Raw genomic sequence first — 15940 nt, 5'->3', positions numbered from 1 at the left:
CTAGGGAGGCGGCGAGAGCGCCTGCAATATATATGCTCGCGGGGCGCGGTTCGAGGGGGCTCAGCGGAAGGAAGCCGCCACCGAGTTGCGGTGGTAGTCGAACACGATGCTGGTCCTGGTCGACGCGACGCTGCTCTGCGCCGACAGATGCTCGAGAACGAACTCGCGCATCTCCGACGAATCGGCGACCGCGATGTGCAGCAGGAAGTCGTCGTCCCCTCCGAGGAAGAACACCTGGATCACCTGCGGCAGGGCCCGCACGCGGTCGGCGAACTCGACGATGCTCTCGCGTCGCGCACTGGGTCGCAGGCTCACGCCGATGATCGCCTGGAGCCCGGCGCCCAGCATCCGCTCGTCGACGCTCGCGTGGAAGCCGCTGATGACCCCGCGATCGACCAGCGCCCGCAGCCGGGCGTGGGCCGTCGAGGGTGCGACGCCGAGGTGGCCGGCGAGTTCCGCGTTCGTCATGCGCCCGTCGCTGCTCAGGAGCTGCACGATCCGCGCGTCGATCGGGTCGAGCGCCGGAGCGCGAAGAGTGTTCGACGGCGAGGCTTCGGATGAGGTCTCCATGTGAACGATTATGCAGGAATCACCCTGACAGCGAATCTTCTTCAGGAGATCTGTCGATCGATCGACGTTTCTGCGATTCTGTAGTGCACTCGCGCAACCGTCACTTGGAGGATCGATGAAGATCGGCGTGCCCACAGAGGTCAAGAACAACGAGAACCGCACCGCGCTCACTCCCGCAGGCGCCGACCGCCTCGTGCACGAGGGCCACCGCGTGCTCGTGCAGTCGGGTGCGGGCGTCGGCTCAGGGATCTCCGACGACGACTACCGCACGGCCGGCGCCGAGATCGTCGACACCGCGGCTGAGGCCTGGGGCGAGGCGGAACTCGTGATCAAGGTCAAGGAGCCGATCGCCCAGGAATACGGCTTCCTTCGGCCCGACCTCACCCTCTTCACCTACCTGCATCTCGCCGCCGATCGCCCCCTCACCACGGCGCTGGTCGATGCGGGCACGACGGCCGTCGCCTACGAGACCGTGCAACTGCCCGACCGCAGCCTGCCGCTGCTCGTGCCGATGAGCGAGATCGCCGGGCGCCTCTCGGTCACGATGGGCTCGTACTCCCTGATGCGCTCCGCCGGAGGGCGCGGCGTGCTGCTCGGCGGCATCGCCGGCACCCCGCGCGCCAAGACGGTCGTGATCGGCGGCGGCGTCGCCGGAGAGCATGCGGCGGCGAACGCGCTCGGACTCGGCTCGCAGGTGACCGTGATCGACATCTCCCTCCCCCGACTGCGCGAGCTCGAGCACCGCTACGGCGGCGCCCTGCAGACCAGGGCGTCGAGCCGTTACGACATCGCCGAGGAGCTGGCGAGCGCCGACCTCGTGATCGGCTCGGTGCTGATCCCCGGTGCCGCTGCACCGAAGCTGGTGACCGACGACATGGTCGCCGCGATGAAGCCCGGCTCGGTTCTCGTGGACATCGCGATCGACCAGGGCGGATGCTTCGAGGGATCGCGTCCGACCACGCACGACGACCCCACCTTCGCCGTGCACGACTCGATCTACTACTGCGTCGCGAACATGCCCGGTGCCGTGCCCGAGACGGCCACCCGTGCCCTCACGAACGCCACTCTCCCGTACGTGTCGGCCATCGCCGGTCAGGGCTGGGATGCCGCGGCCTCCGCCGATGCAGCGCTGGCGAAGGGGCTCAACGTCCGTGACGGACGGATCACGCTGGACGCCGTCGCTCGCGCGCACGGGTTCGACGCGGCCTGAGCGATTCGGACGCGGCCGGGCGCGTGACCACCTGACCGCCTGACCGCCTGGCCGCCTGGCCGCCTGGCCGCCTGGCCGCCTGGCCGCCTGGCCGACCGATAAGAAGCTCGGTTCTTGTCGGCGACACGCCCGGCAGGACCGGGGGCCTCCCGGGTACGCTCGTACTCGTGACCGAACGCGCTCCCCTCTCTCGCAAGCTGTCCGCCATCGCCGAATCGGCGACCCTGAAGGTCGATGCGAAGGCGAAGGCCCTCAAGGCCGAAGGCAAGCCCGTCATCTCGTATGCCGCCGGTGAGCCCGATTTCGCGACGCCGCAGTTCATCGTGGATGCGGCCGCCGAGGCGCTCGCCGACCCTGCGAGCTACCGGTACACCCCCGCTCCCGGTCTGCCGGCGCTGCGTGAGGCGATCGCGGCCAAGACACTGCGCGACTCCGGTCTCGAGGTCTCCCCCAGCCAGGTCATCGTGACCAACGGGGGCAAGCAGTCGGTCTACCAGGCCTTCCAGGCCGTCGTGAACCCCGGCGACGAGGTACTCCTCCCTGCGCCGTACTGGACCACCTACCCCGAGGCGATCCGCCTCGCCGACGGCACCCCGGTGGAGGTCTTCGCCGGTGCCGACCAGGAGTACAAGGTCACGGTCGAGCAGCTCGAGGCCGCCCGCACCGAGCGCACCACGGTGCTCGTGTTCGTCTCCCCGTCGAACCCGACCGGCTCCGTCTACACCGCCGAAGAGACCAGGGCCATCGGCGAGTGGGCGCTCGAGCACGGCATCTGGGTGATCTCGGACGAGATCTACCAGAACCTCACGTACGAGGGCACGACGGCCACCTCGATCGTCGAGGCGGTTCCCGATCTCGCCGGCCAGACGATCCTCGTCAACGGAGTGGCGAAGACGTACGCGATGACGGGCTGGCGGGTGGGCTGGATGGTCGGCCCCGCCGACGCGATCAAGATCGCGGGCAACCTCCAGTCGCACCTCTCGAGCAACGTCAACAACGTCGCGCAGAAGGCCGCGATCGCGGCCCTGAACGGTCCGCAGGCCGAGGCGGAACAGTTCCGTGAGGCCTTCGACCGCCGCCGCCGCCTCATCGTCTCCGAGCTGTCCAAGATCGACGGCCTCGTCGTGCCCAACCCGCTCGGTGCCTTCTACGTCTACCCGGATGTGCAGGGGCTGCTCGGACGCACCTGGGGTGGAGTCACGCCGACGACCTCGCTCGAGCTGGCCGACCTCATCCTCGATCAGGCCGAGGTCGCGGTCGTGCCGGGAGAGGCGTTCGGCCCCTCCGGCTACATCCGCATGTCGTACGCGCTCGGAGACGACCAGCTCCTCGAGGGCGTGCAGCGGTTGCAGCGGCTGTTCTCCTGAGTCCGGCGCGACTCAGTCCTCGTCGTGGAATCCGATGAGCCAGCGGATTCCGTAGCGGTCGACGAGCGTACCGTCATAGTCGCCCCACGGGCGCTTCTGCAGCGCATCGATGACGCGCCCCTGCACGGCGAGCCGGTCGAACCAGCTGGTGAGCGTCGAGGCGTCCGCGGTGCCCAGCAGCGAGAGGAACATGCCGTTCATCTGCACGGCGTCGTCGTCGGCACCGGCATCCGCTCCTGCCAGCTCGACCGGACCCGACAGCTGCCCGTGCGCGATCGCGTCACCGGGACCGTCGTGACGCCCGGCATGTGCGTAGTCGAGAAGCTGCAGGTCGCCGCCGAAGACCGAGCGATAGTGCTCGAGCGCCTCTGCGGCGTTGCCGGGGAACAGCAGGTACGGGATCAGTCCGCTCATGCCGCGAGTGTACGGCGAACCGTCGAGCTTGTCAGTCGGGGACGGCGCTGCGGTAGCGGCGCGGCTTCCCCTCGCCGAGGTCGATGGGCCGCGCGACCCGACGCACCGTCAGCGGCTGCCCGAGCAGGACATGCAGTGCGGTGCGGATCGCGCGCTGGTCGCCTGCGACGATCGTCGCACTGATCTCGCCGTCGGAGTCCTGCGCGATCGACCAGCCCTCCGCGCCGTGCGACTGCAGCTGCTGGGTCAGTTCCACACACGGCACGAGAGTGCCGTCCGCGGCCAGGAAACGCGTGTTCTCCCTGCCCTCGAGATCGGCGATGCCCTGTGTGCCGTCGGCGAGCGTCACCAGACGTCCGTGGTCGCCGGTGCGGTATCGCACCAGAGGCAGGAGCGGGTTCTCCCCCGCCGTCACCACGATCTCGCCCATCTCTCCGGGCGAGACGGCGACGTCCCGCCGGGGGTCCAGCACCTCGACGTGCACCCGGCGGTCGAGGATCCGGAACGGACCGGCGTCGGCGCGCGCCGCGATCGGGCGCGTCTCGTGCAGGCCGTAGACGTCGATGACCGGGCAGGCGAAGGCCGCCTCCAGCCGTGCACGCAACGGAGCGGACAAGGCCATCGCCCCGGAGAAGACGACCGCGGGATGCAGGGCGCTATCGAGCCCTGCATCCAGCAGCTCGGCCAAGCTCGTCGGGTGTCCGCTGAGGATCTGCGGGTCGGCGTCGGCGAGGAAGCGGGTACGGGCGGCCGGCTCCGGCCACGCCGAGGGATGCAGGTTGAGCCGTGCCATCGCCCGGTGCGCGAAGCTGGAGATCACCGACACGTACGTGAACGCCTGCCGTTGGAAGACGAGGTTGGCGACCGCCATCCGCTCACCGTCCGCGACGACGGTGGCTCCGGCGCGTTCGGCGAGGCTCAGGAGCAGGTGGAAGCCGCGCGCGACCTCCTCGACGTCGTCCGGGATCAGCAGGGCGGCACCGGTCGACCCGGAGCTCGTGCCGTGGAGCATCCGGGAGAGATCGGCGTCGAGAGGGACGAACGCCGCCAGGTCGTCGACGAGGTCGGTGCGGGAGATCGTGGGATGCTCCTCGAGCGCCGAGCCGGCGGGCATCCCGCGATACCGCAGCGTGCGGCGGGCCGTGGCGAGGTGCTCCTCGAGCCAGCCGTCGATCGGGAGCGGCCGGCGCACCCGCTCCACCTGCTCGGCGGTCAGTCTGTCGCCGGTGGCATGGGTCCAGTGCGGGGCGTCGGGATGCGCGCGCCAGCGCGACAGCCGCGCCGACCCCTCCCGGTCGATCGTCGGCCAGCGCTCGGCATCCGACAGCACCGCGGCTTCCCCCTGCGCGTACTCCGCGAGCGCCAGCGCTCCCGCGAGGTCCGGGTCACTCACTGGAGTACCGCGCCGCCGCCTCCTTGCGTCGGGCCTCCTGGAGCTTGCGGGCGATGTCCGCCCGATGCCGGTGCCCCTCGTACGCCTCGGCCAGCGCCCGGTTGCGGGCGAGCGAGTCGCAAGCGGCGAGCAGCGAGGCGGCCGTCGCGGCATCCTCGCCCGCGGGGAGGAACCCGCACCACAGCAGGAACGTGCGCGCAGCCTCGATCCGTCTCTCCTCGTCGGAGGTCCATGCCGACGGCGCTGCCACCGGGGCGACCCGAAGTGCCAGGGCGTCGACGGCGAGGGCGGGCCATCCGGTCGAGAGGGCCGGCTCGAAGGGCTCGAGCAGTCCCTCGCTCGCTGCGAGCCAGAGACCGATCGCCGCCCCCTGACGCACCCGCGGGTCGTCGTCGAAACGCTGCGCCGCGAGCTGTGCGCCGAGGACGTCTCCGGCGAGCGCCCGCAGGGAGATCCGCTCGTCGAGGAACTCCTGCGGGACCCCGGAGATCCGCGCCGCGATCGCGTCGAGGCGGGGTCCCGGGCGTGCGCGCGCCCAGGCTTCGGCTTCACCGCCTGAGCGTTCGCTCCACGCCGCGAGAAGCGCTTCCGTCTCAGCCATGCAGAGCCTCCGCCAACGCCGCGCAGGCTCGAGGGGCGTCGGCCATCGTGCGCAGATACACCACGTCGTAACCGTCGCGCTCGGCGAGCTGCGCCACCTGGTGCCGAGGATCCATGAGCACGAGCGTACCGGTGGTCAGGACCTGACGAACGGTCTTCGCGACCCCCGCGTACGGCTCGTTGCCGACGCCGAACATCGACACGAGTCCGTCGTCGGAGAGCACCACGACGTGGCGCTGGGCCTCGTCGCCGGCGGGCGGGAGTCCGGCATAGCGGGAGGAGTAAAGGTCGAGCGGGAAGGAGGTCGAACGCCCGAAGAAGAGCGACACGGCGGCGATGATCTCGGACGGGTTCCGACCGAAGCGGGTCATGCCGGCCACCTCGCCGGTGCCGGAGAAGCTGGTGACACGCACCCTGCCGCCGCCGCGCAGGATCGACAGTGCGAGGATCGTCGCCGCGAGGACGGCGGGCGAACCGTTGCGCGGATGGGTCATGGACCCGGACGAGTCGATGTACAGGTCGAGCTCGAGACTCGTCTCCTGCACGAGCGGTTCATCGTCGAGCTCCGAGCGTCGACGCGTGGTGACCCCGGGGATGACCGCACCCGAGCGCATCGTCAGCGGCCAGTCGACGTCCGCGAGTGCGTCGCCCACCTCCCACAGCTCGACGGGACCGGGGATGCCGCCGGTCGGCGTCGAGGCCGCCCGACGGGTATAGGGGCGCACCCACGCTGCGGCCTCGTTGCGGTACCAGGCGGCGAGCACGGCATCCTCTCCGCTCTCGCTGTACAGCTGCAGCGTTCGGGCGATCGTCAGGGTCTGCCCGACGCTCCCGTCGTCCGAGGCATCGTCGCCGTCGATGCCCTCGTCCGTCTCCCGGTGCGCGCCGGGATGTCGAGGCAGGTCCCTGCGGAGCCGTTGATCGGCCAGGATGCGACCGAGCTCGTCCGCGGTGGCCGGGGCATCGTCGACCCCGCATCCGCTCGTGGCGCTGCTGCCTCGCCCGCCGCCCTTCGGGGTATCGCCGACCCCGCCCGCGCCGTCGTGCTCCGCGAGGTACGGCGCCGCGATCACACCGAACAGTGCCGCTCCCGAGACAGGGTCGGCGGAGAAGGACCTGACCGCATCCGCGATGAGAGCGGCGTCCACCGCGGGATTCGTCGCAGTCGCCCCCGCGAGCTCGGCGGCCACACGTGCGCTCTCGGCGCGCGCCGCCCGCAGCAGCCGCTCCTGCTCCCGGTGCTTCTCCGGGATGCGGCTGAGCGGCACCTCGGTCGATTCGACGCGCGCCCGCACTGGCCGCGCCGGGGGCTGGGCTGGGCACAGAGTTCCTGCCGGCAGCTGCCACAGCAGCTCGTAGGCGCGGCAATAGACCCACCAGAGACGGTCGGTGCTCCCCTCGGGAGCCGGGTACAGCGCGCGCCCGAGGCGGACGACGCCCAGGGCGGCGGTGGGCACGAGGTCGGGCGCCCGCTCCGCCCGCTGGAGCTGGGCGAGCCTCGTGTTCACGAGCAGGTCGCACCACAGATTCGACAGCCGCCGCGCCCCGTCGCCCGCGTCACGCCGCGGCGAGGCGACCGCGACCGCCCTGGCCATCTGGTGATCGATCTTGAGCGAGTCGATCCGGGTGCTGGGGGCCAGCACATGGTGACCGATCTCGTGGGCGAACATGCTCCACAGCTCGTCGGCGAGCCCGTGATCGGCGAGATAGCGCGGATCCACGGTCACCGACGGCGGGAACGCGAACCAGGCGGGCGCGCCCTGGGCGGCGGCGGCGCCAGGTCGGATCGCGGGATCGTCCAGTCGGACCCGCCACAGCGCGAGCGCCCGCTCCCAGGCGGAGCGAGCCTGCTCGGACAGCGGCACGCGGTCGGGAAGCCGGGCCATCACTGCTCCTGCACGTGCACCCAGGCGAGGTGGGTGTCCGGTCCGATCACGACGCTCACACCGTCGTCGCGAGCGGGAAGGTTCGACGGCTCCTCCGAGAGCGACGAGAGCCGCGCACCCCAGACATCGCTGTCCAGCCGCCACCACGTTCCGGCGACCAGCAGCGCGAAGGCGCCGTCGTCGCCCAGCCGCTCCACCCGCTCCGGCGGACGGATCCAGGTGCCGCCGATGCCGCGGAAGCCGCCGACGGCCAGCACGTACCCGCGCTGATCCGCGCGCCCTGGCCACCAGTACCGGTCGGTCTGCTGACGGCGTCGGAACTCATCGAGCACCTCCGGCTCGAGGCCGAGCGTCGCCGCCGCCGCGGTCAGACCGGGCACGGTGTCGACCGTGCCGAGCCGGCGGAGAGCATCCGCCCTGAGCGCCAGGGCACCCGACCGCCAGGCCGCGATCGCGACGAGGGCGAGAGCGCGCTCCCGCCCCGTCGCCGCCGATGGGTCCGTCGCGACGCCCGCGGCGAGCGCGTGAGCGAACAGCAACGGGTCTCCGTGAGCCGCTCGCACGGAAGAGGCTGCCAGTGCGGCATCCAGTCCCGCGGCGGACAGATCGGGGAGCTCGGCGGGGGTGAAGCGCGCCGCGATGTTCGCCAGCTGCACGGGCAGACGGTTCACCCTCGCAGCTCCTGCCAGCGCACGTAGGCGGTGTAGCGCTGGTGGAGGTACTTCAGCGCGATCACGTCATCGAAGTCGCGTCCGTAGAGCTTGCCGACCGTGGCGATCCCACGCAGCTGCGCCTCGACCGCCGTGATGCGCCGCGAGGCCTCCAGCGCCGAGACCCCGTCGAGTCCTCGCTCGAAGTCCGCGAGCAGGGCCGCCACCTCATCGTCGGCATCCCGTCCAAGGGCGTCGTACTGGCGGCAGGACTGCGTGAACAGGTCGGCCAGCCAGCTCACGGTGTCGGTGCTGAGCTCGGGTTCGGCACCGACGTCGAACCGCGGGTGCGTGCTGTGCGGCAGGAGCTTGCCGCGGAGCACGAAGGGGAGCACCGCCGCGACATCGTCGAGCTCGACCGCGTCCATCCCCCGGAACCAGGCCATCGCCTTCGCGTACAGGATGAGCGTCTGCAGGGCTCGCACCGACAGCCCGTTGCGGGTCTGCGCCCCGAGGTCGACCTCGAGGTCGGCGCCGCTGTTGGCTTCGATGACATCGCCGACACGCCCGCCTGCCGTCGTGACGACATCCTTGGTCCGGTACTCGAACCGGCGCCCTCCGTGCTGCACGAACTCGAAGTGGCTGAGGAAGAACCGCAGCCGGTCCCGCACCGCACCCGGGATAGGGACCGCGCGGATCTGCGCGCGCATCTCGGACTGCTGCGCGGCGTCGAACGCGAGCTCCGCCGGGACATGCTCCTCCGGCTTCTCCCCCGCCTCGACGCGGGTGATCAGCTCGTCGAAGAACCGGCTGTTGAAGCCCGCCGCCTGCACCGTGACGTCCATCCGATCGCGGAGCGCCTGGATGACGGGGAAGGTCCCACCACCGGCGTCGTCGTTGGCGGTGAAGAACCAGCTCTCGACCCCGCCGTCCGGCGCCGTGCGTCGCATCTGGTCGTGACTCTCGACGTATCCCTCCGCCACCATCGTCAGCAGCGCGGACTGCGTCTTGGTGGGGATGCGGTTGTACTCGTCGATGATCTTCACCGGGAGACCGAGCCAGTCCCGCCAGGCGATGCGGATGTCGGCGAGGCGCTCCGCGCCGACGAGGTCGCGCGGAAGCGGGATGCCGACGAGATCGCTCACGGTGAGCTGCGGCTGTCCCTGCTGCACAGCCCGTCGCACGTCCTCGGCCGACGTGCCGGCGAGCACCCCCATCAGCACGGCCACGGTCGTCTTGCCGCGTCCTGGCCCGCCGATCAGCAGGCACTTCCCGCCGACAGCGAAGGTGAGCAGCGGCACGAGGACGTTCGACGAGAACGAGGCCTGGGTCGGCAGCGAGACCGTCGCCCCGGCGTCTCCGAGCCCGATCGACAGCGGCTCGCCGTGCGAGAACTCCATGTCGTAGTAGGGCGAGATCACCGCACGGTTGACGATCCAGTAGTAGACCTGTCGGAGCTTCTCGTCGAGAGGCACGGTCGCGCGTGCGGCCGGGCGGAACAGGTCCTCGGCGGTCAGCGCCTCGACGCCGTGACCGCTGCCGGGGTTCGTGGGAGATGCGGAGACGCGGTTCCAGCGGTCGGGCATGCGATCATCCTAACGATCTCGCTCGCGCGTTCGACTGGAGCGCACGCTGCTCGTCGAGGGGTCTCGCCTCCAGCGGCACCGCGAACCGCAGCCTCTCGGCGAGCAGCGGAGCGAGGGCGGATGCGGCATCCTCGACGCGCGCCGGCACATCGCCGCGCACCTCGAGCCACGGCACGTCCTGCGCCGCGAGTACGTCTCGGAACCGCTGCTGCATGTCGTGGCGGATGTGCTCGCCGTCGCGCATGCCGTCCTGCTCGAAGGGGATCTCGTCCCCGGTCAGGACGTACAGGAGCGGACGGTGCGCGGCCGCCGCGTCGTGCAGCCGCCGAGCCTGGTGACCCACGTAGCGCTCGTGCCAGAGCGCCGTCGCCAGCACGTCGGTGTCGCACACGAGCACGGGCACGGGCACCTCTCGGAGCGCGCGCTGCTCGAGGTCGATCTGCCGGTCGACGATCAGGTCGAACTCGTCGCTGCGCCAGGGGGCGGTCAGGCCGCCCTCACGGGTCACGGAGTGCTCGCGACCGTACTCCGGGACCCACAGCGTGCCGAGGTGCGCCGCGAGCGCTGCGGCGAGGGTCGTCGAACCCGTCGACTCGGCGCCCAGCACCACGACCCTGGAGGTGAGCCAGGCCCGCACGGCCGGGGCGAGCTCATGCCAGTGCCCGGCGACGTCGCTTCGGATCGCGGTCCCGGAGACCGGGTTGATCCGACGTCCCTCGTCGATCTGCACCCATCGCGCGCCGAGTCGCCTGGCGAGCTCGCCGCCGTAGGCGTCGCACGAGAACACTGTGTCGACGGGGCTGTCGAGCAGCGACACGATCAGCGCCATGTGCTCTTCCCAGGCCGACTCCGAGTCGAAGTCGACCGGGGCATCGTCCATCGCCGCGACCACTGTCGCACCGGGGTGGGACTCGCGGATCCATGCCGCACGGACGTCGAGCGGTATCGATTCGACCGAGGCCCCCAGCACCTGCACGGTGACCCGGTCGCTCGCACGCTGGGCTGAGCGGATCAGGTGGGAGTGACCGCTGTGGAAGGGATAGAACTTGCCGATGACGAGTCCGTGCCCGAGCCCGTGACCGCTCATGCTCGTCCCTTCACGCCTGCGCCCTCACGCGCGGACGACGGATGCCGCAGCACCCGCCCCGAGATCAGCGGCGGCCGCCCGGCGCCAGGAGCGGTATCCGATCACGCAGAGCCCGATGAAGAGCGTGTAGAGCGCAGCGATGACCCACAGCCCCGCCGCGATGGACAGTCCGACGAACGCAATGTCGACAGCGATCCAGACGAACCAGTTCTCGATCCACTTGCGGTTCAGCATGTACTGCGCCACGAGACTCACGGCGGTCGTGGCGGCGTCGGCGATCGCGACCTGCGAGTCGGTGAAGGTCACGAGCACCCAGACGAGCACGGCCGTCCCGGCGAGCGCGGCTGCGATCAGCCACGGCCACGCGCGGCGAGGAGTGCTGACGACGTAGGTGCGACTCTGCTCGACGCCGTGCGTCCAGCGCCACCAGCCGTGCACGCCCATGAGCAGGTACACCACCTGCAGCACCGCGGTCGCATACAGCCCCGCGCCGATGAAGACCACGAACAGCACCATGTTGTTGGCGATGCCGATCGGGTAGTTCGCGACGTGGCGTCGGCCGGCGAGCCAGACGCACACGGCGCCGGTGACGAAACCGAGGACCTGCGGCCACTCGGCCTGGAGCCAGTCGAGCATCGTCGCTAGAGCTCGACGCCCAGCAGCACCGGCTCTGGCTGCAGCACGAGGCCGAACTCCGAGTGGACGCGGCTCTGGATGAAACGGGCGAGCTCCGAGACCTCGGCGGCCGTCGCACCGCCCCGATTGGTGAGGGCGAGGGCGTGCTTGGTCGAGACCGAGGCGCGCGACCGCGGGAGCTTGAACCCCTTGCGGATCCCGGCCTGCTCGATCAGCCACGCGGCGCTCACCTTCACATCCGGCGCCTCCGGCTTCACGGCGGACACGAAGCCGTCGTAGGAGGCCAGGGGGATCACCGTCACCGCGTCGAGGTCGGGAGTCACCGGCCACCGAGGACACTCGGGCGGCAGCGACCGCGCCACGATCTCCGGCACGATCGCGTTCTGGAAGAAGGAGCCGACGCCGTGGGTGTCCGGATCGTGCTCATCGAGCAGCATCCCCTTCGACGCGCGCGTGGCGAGGATGCGCTCGCGCACCCACGTGAGCGGCACCGGTGCGTCGGAGTCGAGACCGAGTGCTCTGCGCAGCTGCTCGCCGCGCACGACGCGCTCACTCGCGACCACGAGGTCGACCGTGACGGAGAGGATGACGGCCCGACGCTGCGGCACCCCGCCGTAGTGGTGCTTGAGCACGGAGGTCCGGAACCCCAGACCGAGCTCGGCCGCCGGGACGACCGAGATCTCGCCCGTCGCCTCGTCGATCAGCTCGACCTCGACCAGCGTCTCCTGGATCTCCTGGCCGTACGCCCCGATGTTCTGAACGGGTGAGGCGCCGACGGTTCCGGGGATGCCGCTCATGGCCTCGAGGCCCGCGTACCCGTGCTCGACGGCGTAGGCGACCAGGTCGTCCCAGCCGTGCCCCGCCTGCACGCGCAGTCGCACGCGACCCTCGTGCGGCGACGACAGCTCCTCGATGCCCTGGGTGAGGATGCGGATGACGGTGCCCTCGAACGGCTCGTCGCCGACGAACAGGTTCGAGCCGCCGCCCAGGACGAGCCAGTCCTCGCCGCGCGACCACACATCGGTGAGCGCGTCGACGAGCTCTGCCGTGGTCGACGCCTCGAGCATGCGCTCGGGTGCGCCGCCCGTGCGCAGGGTCGTCAGAGTCGAGAGCCGGATCGGCTCGACCTCGTGCACCGCGCCGCCCATCAGGAGGCGATGCGCAGCTGCGCCTTGACCAGGACGGTCGTCTCGTCGAACGTCACTTTGAGGTCGACGCGCGTGGAGGCCTCATCGACGGCACCCACGGTCGCGACCACATGCAGGTCTGCTCCGTCGACCGGGTCGACCACCACCGGCTTGGTGAAGCGCACTCCGTAGTCGACGATCCGCGTGCCCGGCTCGAGGGCTGCGACGACCACCGACGAGGCGATGCCCATGGTCAGCATGCCGTGGGCGAGCACGCCGGGGAGACCGACCGACGCTGCCACGTCATCGCGGTAGTGGATGGGGTTGAAGTCGCCGGACGCACCGGCGTATCGCACGAGGGACTCGCGCGTGAGGTGGACGGTGCGCTCTGCGACGACGTCTCCGACGGCGAACGGCATCACTCGGCTCCTTCTTCTGCGCCGACCAGCAGCACGCTGGTGGCGGTCACGACGTGCTCGCCCGCGGCATCCACGATCTCGGCCGCGCTGGTGATCATCGCGTTGCCGCCCATCATCCGGATGCCGGTGACGCTGAGTCGCCCGGTGAGCTCGTCGCCCGCGACGATCGGCCGCGAGTACGTGAACTTCTGCTCGGCGTGGATGGTCCGCGCCAGCACGATGCCTGAATCGGGCTCTGCGAGAAGCTGTTGGAGCGTCTGGTCTTGGATAACCATCGCGAACGTCGGTGGAGCGACCACGTCGTCGAAGCCTGCGGCACGCGCGGCGTCGACGTCGGTGTGCTGCGGGGCGTCGGCGAAGACGGCGCGAGCGAACTCGCGCACCTTCTCACGGCCGACGAGGTACGGGGCCGTCGGCGGGAACGCCCGGCCGACCAGTTCTTGATTCACTGCCACCCCTCGATCCTACCGAGGGCCTGCGACAGGTCCGCCCTCAGTCCTTCTTCTTGCGCCCCTTGATCGCCTTCAACGCCATCTGCACCGCGATCACGACGAGATATGCCGCGAACAGCATGTTGCCGACGAGCGGATCGATCAGCGTCGCCAGCCACGCCCCGAGCGCCGTGGTCGTGCAGGCCGACACCCCGACGATCGCCGCGGCCCGGAGGTCGACGTTGTGATTTCGGAGGTTGCCGATCGTCCCCGAGATCGCGGTGGGGATCATCATCAGCAGCGAGGTGCCCTTGGCCACCAGGTCGCTGGTGCCGAACGCCAGCATGAGGACCGGCACGACGATCACGCCGCCGCCCACGCCGATGAGTCCGGCGAGGATGCCGGTGCCGACGCCGACCACGAGCAGGGCGAGCCCGTTCAGCAGCTGCAGCTCGAACTCCGCGTCGCGCGACGGGACGACGAGGAACAGGCTGATGATCACGATCACGAGGAAGCCGACGAAGAACCAGCGCAGCACCGTTTGCGAGATCCTCGGCAGCAGTCGGGTGCCGATCTGCGCCCCCACCACCGCGCCCGCCGCGAGGATCAGTGCCGGGATCCACGCGACCGCGCCGTTCACCGCGTAGGAGATGACGCCGACCGTAGCCGTCGGCACGATCGCGGCGAGCGAGGTGCCGGCGCCGAGGCGCTGGTTGAAGTGCAGGAGGAGCACGAGGAGCGGCACGATGACCGTGCCGCCGCCGACGCCGAAGAGGCCGGAGAGGAGGCCGGCGATCAGGCCGATCCCGATGAAGGCGGTGTAGGCGCGAGGCCCTCTGCTCAGGGTCTCGGCATCAGTCACCGGTTCAGCCTACTCGCGGACGAACCCCGATTCGGACTTCGGATGATCCCTTGGGACTGGGTATCGACATGTGCGACACTGGATCGCATCGGACGTCGTCGTCCTCGACCGGATCGAAGGAGATCTCATGGTTCGCAGCTCCTATCCCGATGTCGAGATCCCGGCGGTCTCGATCCACGAGTTCCTGTTCGGCGACGTGGACGAGGAGCGGCTCGACGCGATCGCCCTCATCGATGGCGTCAGCGGCGCGACCACGACCTACCGGCAGCTGATCGGTCAGATCGACCTCTTCGCCGGTGCCCTCGCTGTGCGCGGAGTGGGCGTCGGGACGACGATCGGCATCCTGTGCCCGAACGTCCCCGCCTTCGCGACGGTCTTCCACGGGGTGCTGCGGGCCGGCGCCACCACCACCACCATCAATTCGCTGTACACGCCGGACGAGATCGCGAACCAGCTGTCGGATGCCGACGCCGACTGGCTGATCACGGTGTCACCGCTCCTCCACGGGGCGAAGGCCGCCGCCGCCAGCCGCGGGATCGCCGACGATCACCTGATCGTGCTGGACGGCGCTGACGGCCATCCGTCACTGCCCGCACTGCTCGGACAAGGGCACCGGGCCCCCGACGTGACGTTCGATCCGGCGACCCACCTGGCCGTCCTCCCCTACTCGTCGGGAACCACCGGGCACCCCAAGGGCGTGATGCTGACCCACCGCAACCTCATCGCGAACGTCAGCCAGTGCCGGTCCACGATCTCGCTCGGCGACGACGACCGCGTGCTCGCCGTCCTGCCGTTCTTCCACATCTACGGCATGACCGTCCTCCTGAACTTCGCACTGCGCCAGCGCGCCGCGCTCGTCACGATGCCCAAGTTCGACCTGACCGAGTTCCTCCGAGTCGTGCAGGACCACCGCACCACCTGGGTGTTCATCGCTCCCCCCATCGCGGTGGCGCTCGCGAAGCATCCGCTCGTCGATCAGTTCGACACCTCGTCGATCAAGGTCATCTTCTCGGGTGCCGCTCCGCTCGACGGCGCCCTCGCCACGGCCGTCGCCACGCGCCTGGACTGCACGGTCTGCCAGGGATACGGCATGACCGAGACCAGCCCCGTCACACATGCGATCCCCTACGACCGCCCCGACATCGACCGCTCGTCGGTCGGCCTGCTCCTCGCCGACACCGAAGCCCGCCTGCTCGGCGAGGACGGAGCCGACGTCGAGGCACCGGCAGAGGGTGCGAGCGCACCGGGCGAACTCCTCATCCGCGGGCCTCAGGTCATGCGGGGCTACCTCAACCGTCCTGACGCCACGGCCGACATGCTCGACGCCGACGGGTGGCTGCACACCGGGGACGTCGCGACGGTCACGCACGACGGCATCTTCCGTATCGTCGACCGACTGAAGGAGCTCATCAAGTACAAGGGGTATCAGGTCGCACCGGCCGTGCTCGAGGCCGTACTGCTGGAGCATCCCTCCATCGCCGATGCCGCCGTCATCGGCGCACTCGACGACGACGGGCAGGAGGTGCCCAAGGCGTTCGTCGTGGTGCAGGCGGGTGCGGAGCTCGACGCGGATGCCGTGATGGCGCATGTGGCGGGACACGCCGCCCCGCACGAGAAGGTGCGTCAGGTGGAGTTCATCGACGCGATCCCGAAGTCGGCCTCCGGCAAGATCCTGCGCAAGGATCTGCGCGCCCGCTCCTGA

Annotated in this window: 16 protein-coding genes; 3 read left to right on the top strand and 13 right to left on the bottom strand. The window is 70.3% G+C overall.

All coding sequences use genetic code 11. The features are described 5' to 3' along the window. Positions 1–60: 60 nt before the first annotated feature. Positions 61–570: an Lrp/AsnC family transcriptional regulator gene (locus BLW44_RS05270; RefSeq protein WP_060928515.1), complete on the bottom strand. Its 510-nt coding sequence runs from the start codon at positions 568–570 to the stop codon at positions 61–63. A gap of 115 nt (positions 571–685) precedes the next feature. Here BLW44_RS05270 and ald point away from each other — a divergent pair, with 115 nt between their 5' ends. After that, the gene (ald, locus tag BLW44_RS05265) at positions 686–1780 is read left to right on the top strand and encodes an alanine dehydrogenase (RefSeq protein ID WP_060928516.1); all 1095 of its coding nucleotides are present in this window, start codon (positions 686–688) and stop codon (positions 1778–1780) included. A gap of 167 nt (positions 1781–1947) precedes the next feature. Beyond that, positions 1948–3147 carry a pyridoxal phosphate-dependent aminotransferase gene (locus BLW44_RS05260; RefSeq protein WP_060928517.1) on the top strand — a complete coding sequence of 400 codons (1200 nt, stop codon included), beginning with the start codon at positions 1948–1950 and terminating at the stop codon, positions 3145–3147. A 12-nt stretch (positions 3148–3159) separates the two neighbouring features. Here BLW44_RS05260 and BLW44_RS05255 read toward each other — a convergent pair whose 3' ends face one another. The 12 genes from BLW44_RS05255 to BLW44_RS05200 are packed head-to-tail and all read right to left on the bottom strand — an operon-like array spanning position 3160 to position 14238. Continuing rightward, on the bottom strand, positions 3160–3561 hold the full coding sequence (locus BLW44_RS05255) for a VOC family protein (RefSeq protein WP_060928518.1): 402 nt from the start codon (positions 3559–3561) through the stop codon (positions 3160–3162). A 31-nt stretch (positions 3562–3592) separates the two neighbouring features. After that, positions 3593–4954 carry an AMP-binding protein gene (locus BLW44_RS05250; protein ID WP_060928519.1) on the bottom strand — a complete coding sequence of 454 codons (1362 nt, stop codon included), beginning with the start codon at positions 4952–4954 and terminating at the stop codon, positions 3593–3595. Further along, positions 4947–5555: a hypothetical protein gene (locus tag BLW44_RS05245; protein WP_060928520.1), complete on the bottom strand. Its 609-nt coding sequence runs from the start codon at positions 5553–5555 to the stop codon at positions 4947–4949. The genes BLW44_RS05250 and BLW44_RS05245 overlap by 8 nt, the downstream gene beginning before the upstream one ends. Continuing rightward, entirely contained in the window at positions 5548–7440 is a 1893-nt protein-coding gene (locus BLW44_RS05240; RefSeq protein WP_060928521.1) for a VWA domain-containing protein, read from the bottom strand. The genes BLW44_RS05245 and BLW44_RS05240 overlap by 8 nt, the downstream gene beginning before the upstream one ends. Continuing rightward, entirely contained in the window at positions 7440–8111 is a 672-nt protein-coding gene (locus tag BLW44_RS17715; RefSeq protein ID WP_254775118.1) for a potassium transporter Kef, read from the bottom strand. Before BLW44_RS17715 ends, BLW44_RS05240 begins: the two co-directional genes overlap by 1 nt. Next, positions 8108–9676 (bottom strand): AAA family ATPase, encoded by a 1569-nt coding sequence (locus BLW44_RS05230; protein WP_060927214.1) that lies wholly within the window; start codon positions 9674–9676, stop codon positions 8108–8110. The genes BLW44_RS17715 and BLW44_RS05230 overlap by 4 nt, the downstream gene beginning before the upstream one ends. A gap of 4 nt (positions 9677–9680) precedes the next feature. Then, the gene (locus BLW44_RS05225) at positions 9681–10763 is read right to left on the bottom strand and encodes an AAA family ATPase (protein WP_060927215.1); all 1083 of its coding nucleotides are present in this window, start codon (positions 10761–10763) and stop codon (positions 9681–9683) included. 24 nt (positions 10764–10787) lie between these two features. After that, positions 10788–11399 (bottom strand): nicotinamide riboside transporter PnuC, encoded by a 612-nt coding sequence (gene pnuC, locus BLW44_RS05220; RefSeq protein ID WP_060927216.1) that lies wholly within the window; start codon positions 11397–11399, stop codon positions 10788–10790. A 5-nt stretch (positions 11400–11404) separates the two neighbouring features. Beyond that, positions 11405–12535: a UDP-N-acetylmuramate dehydrogenase gene (locus BLW44_RS05215; protein WP_060927257.1), complete on the bottom strand. Its 1131-nt coding sequence runs from the start codon at positions 12533–12535 to the stop codon at positions 11405–11407. 11 nt (positions 12536–12546) lie between these two features. Then, positions 12547–12945, bottom strand: a complete 399-nt coding sequence (locus BLW44_RS05210; RefSeq protein WP_060927217.1) for a MaoC/PaaZ C-terminal domain-containing protein — start codon at positions 12943–12945, stop codon at positions 12547–12549. Continuing rightward, entirely contained in the window at positions 12945–13400 is a 456-nt protein-coding gene (locus tag BLW44_RS05205; RefSeq protein WP_060927218.1) for an FAS1-like dehydratase domain-containing protein, read from the bottom strand. The genes BLW44_RS05210 and BLW44_RS05205 overlap by 1 nt, the downstream gene beginning before the upstream one ends. A 37-nt stretch (positions 13401–13437) precedes the next feature. Next, positions 13438–14238: a sulfite exporter TauE/SafE family protein gene (locus BLW44_RS05200; RefSeq protein ID WP_060927219.1), complete on the bottom strand. Its 801-nt coding sequence runs from the start codon at positions 14236–14238 to the stop codon at positions 13438–13440. A gap of 127 nt (positions 14239–14365) precedes the next feature. Between BLW44_RS05200 and BLW44_RS05195 the strand changes: the two genes are divergently transcribed. Continuing rightward, a complete protein-coding gene (locus BLW44_RS05195; protein WP_060927258.1) occupies positions 14366–15940 on the top strand; it encodes an AMP-binding protein in 1575 nt (524 codons plus the stop codon).

The organism is Microbacterium hydrocarbonoxydans, assembly GCF_900105205.1.
Taxonomy (GTDB): Bacteria; Actinomycetota; Actinomycetes; order Actinomycetales; family Microbacteriaceae; genus Microbacterium; species Microbacterium hydrocarbonoxydans.
The sequence above is the reverse complement of the archived record's forward strand: the minus strand, read 5'-3'. Positions and strand labels throughout refer to the sequence as shown.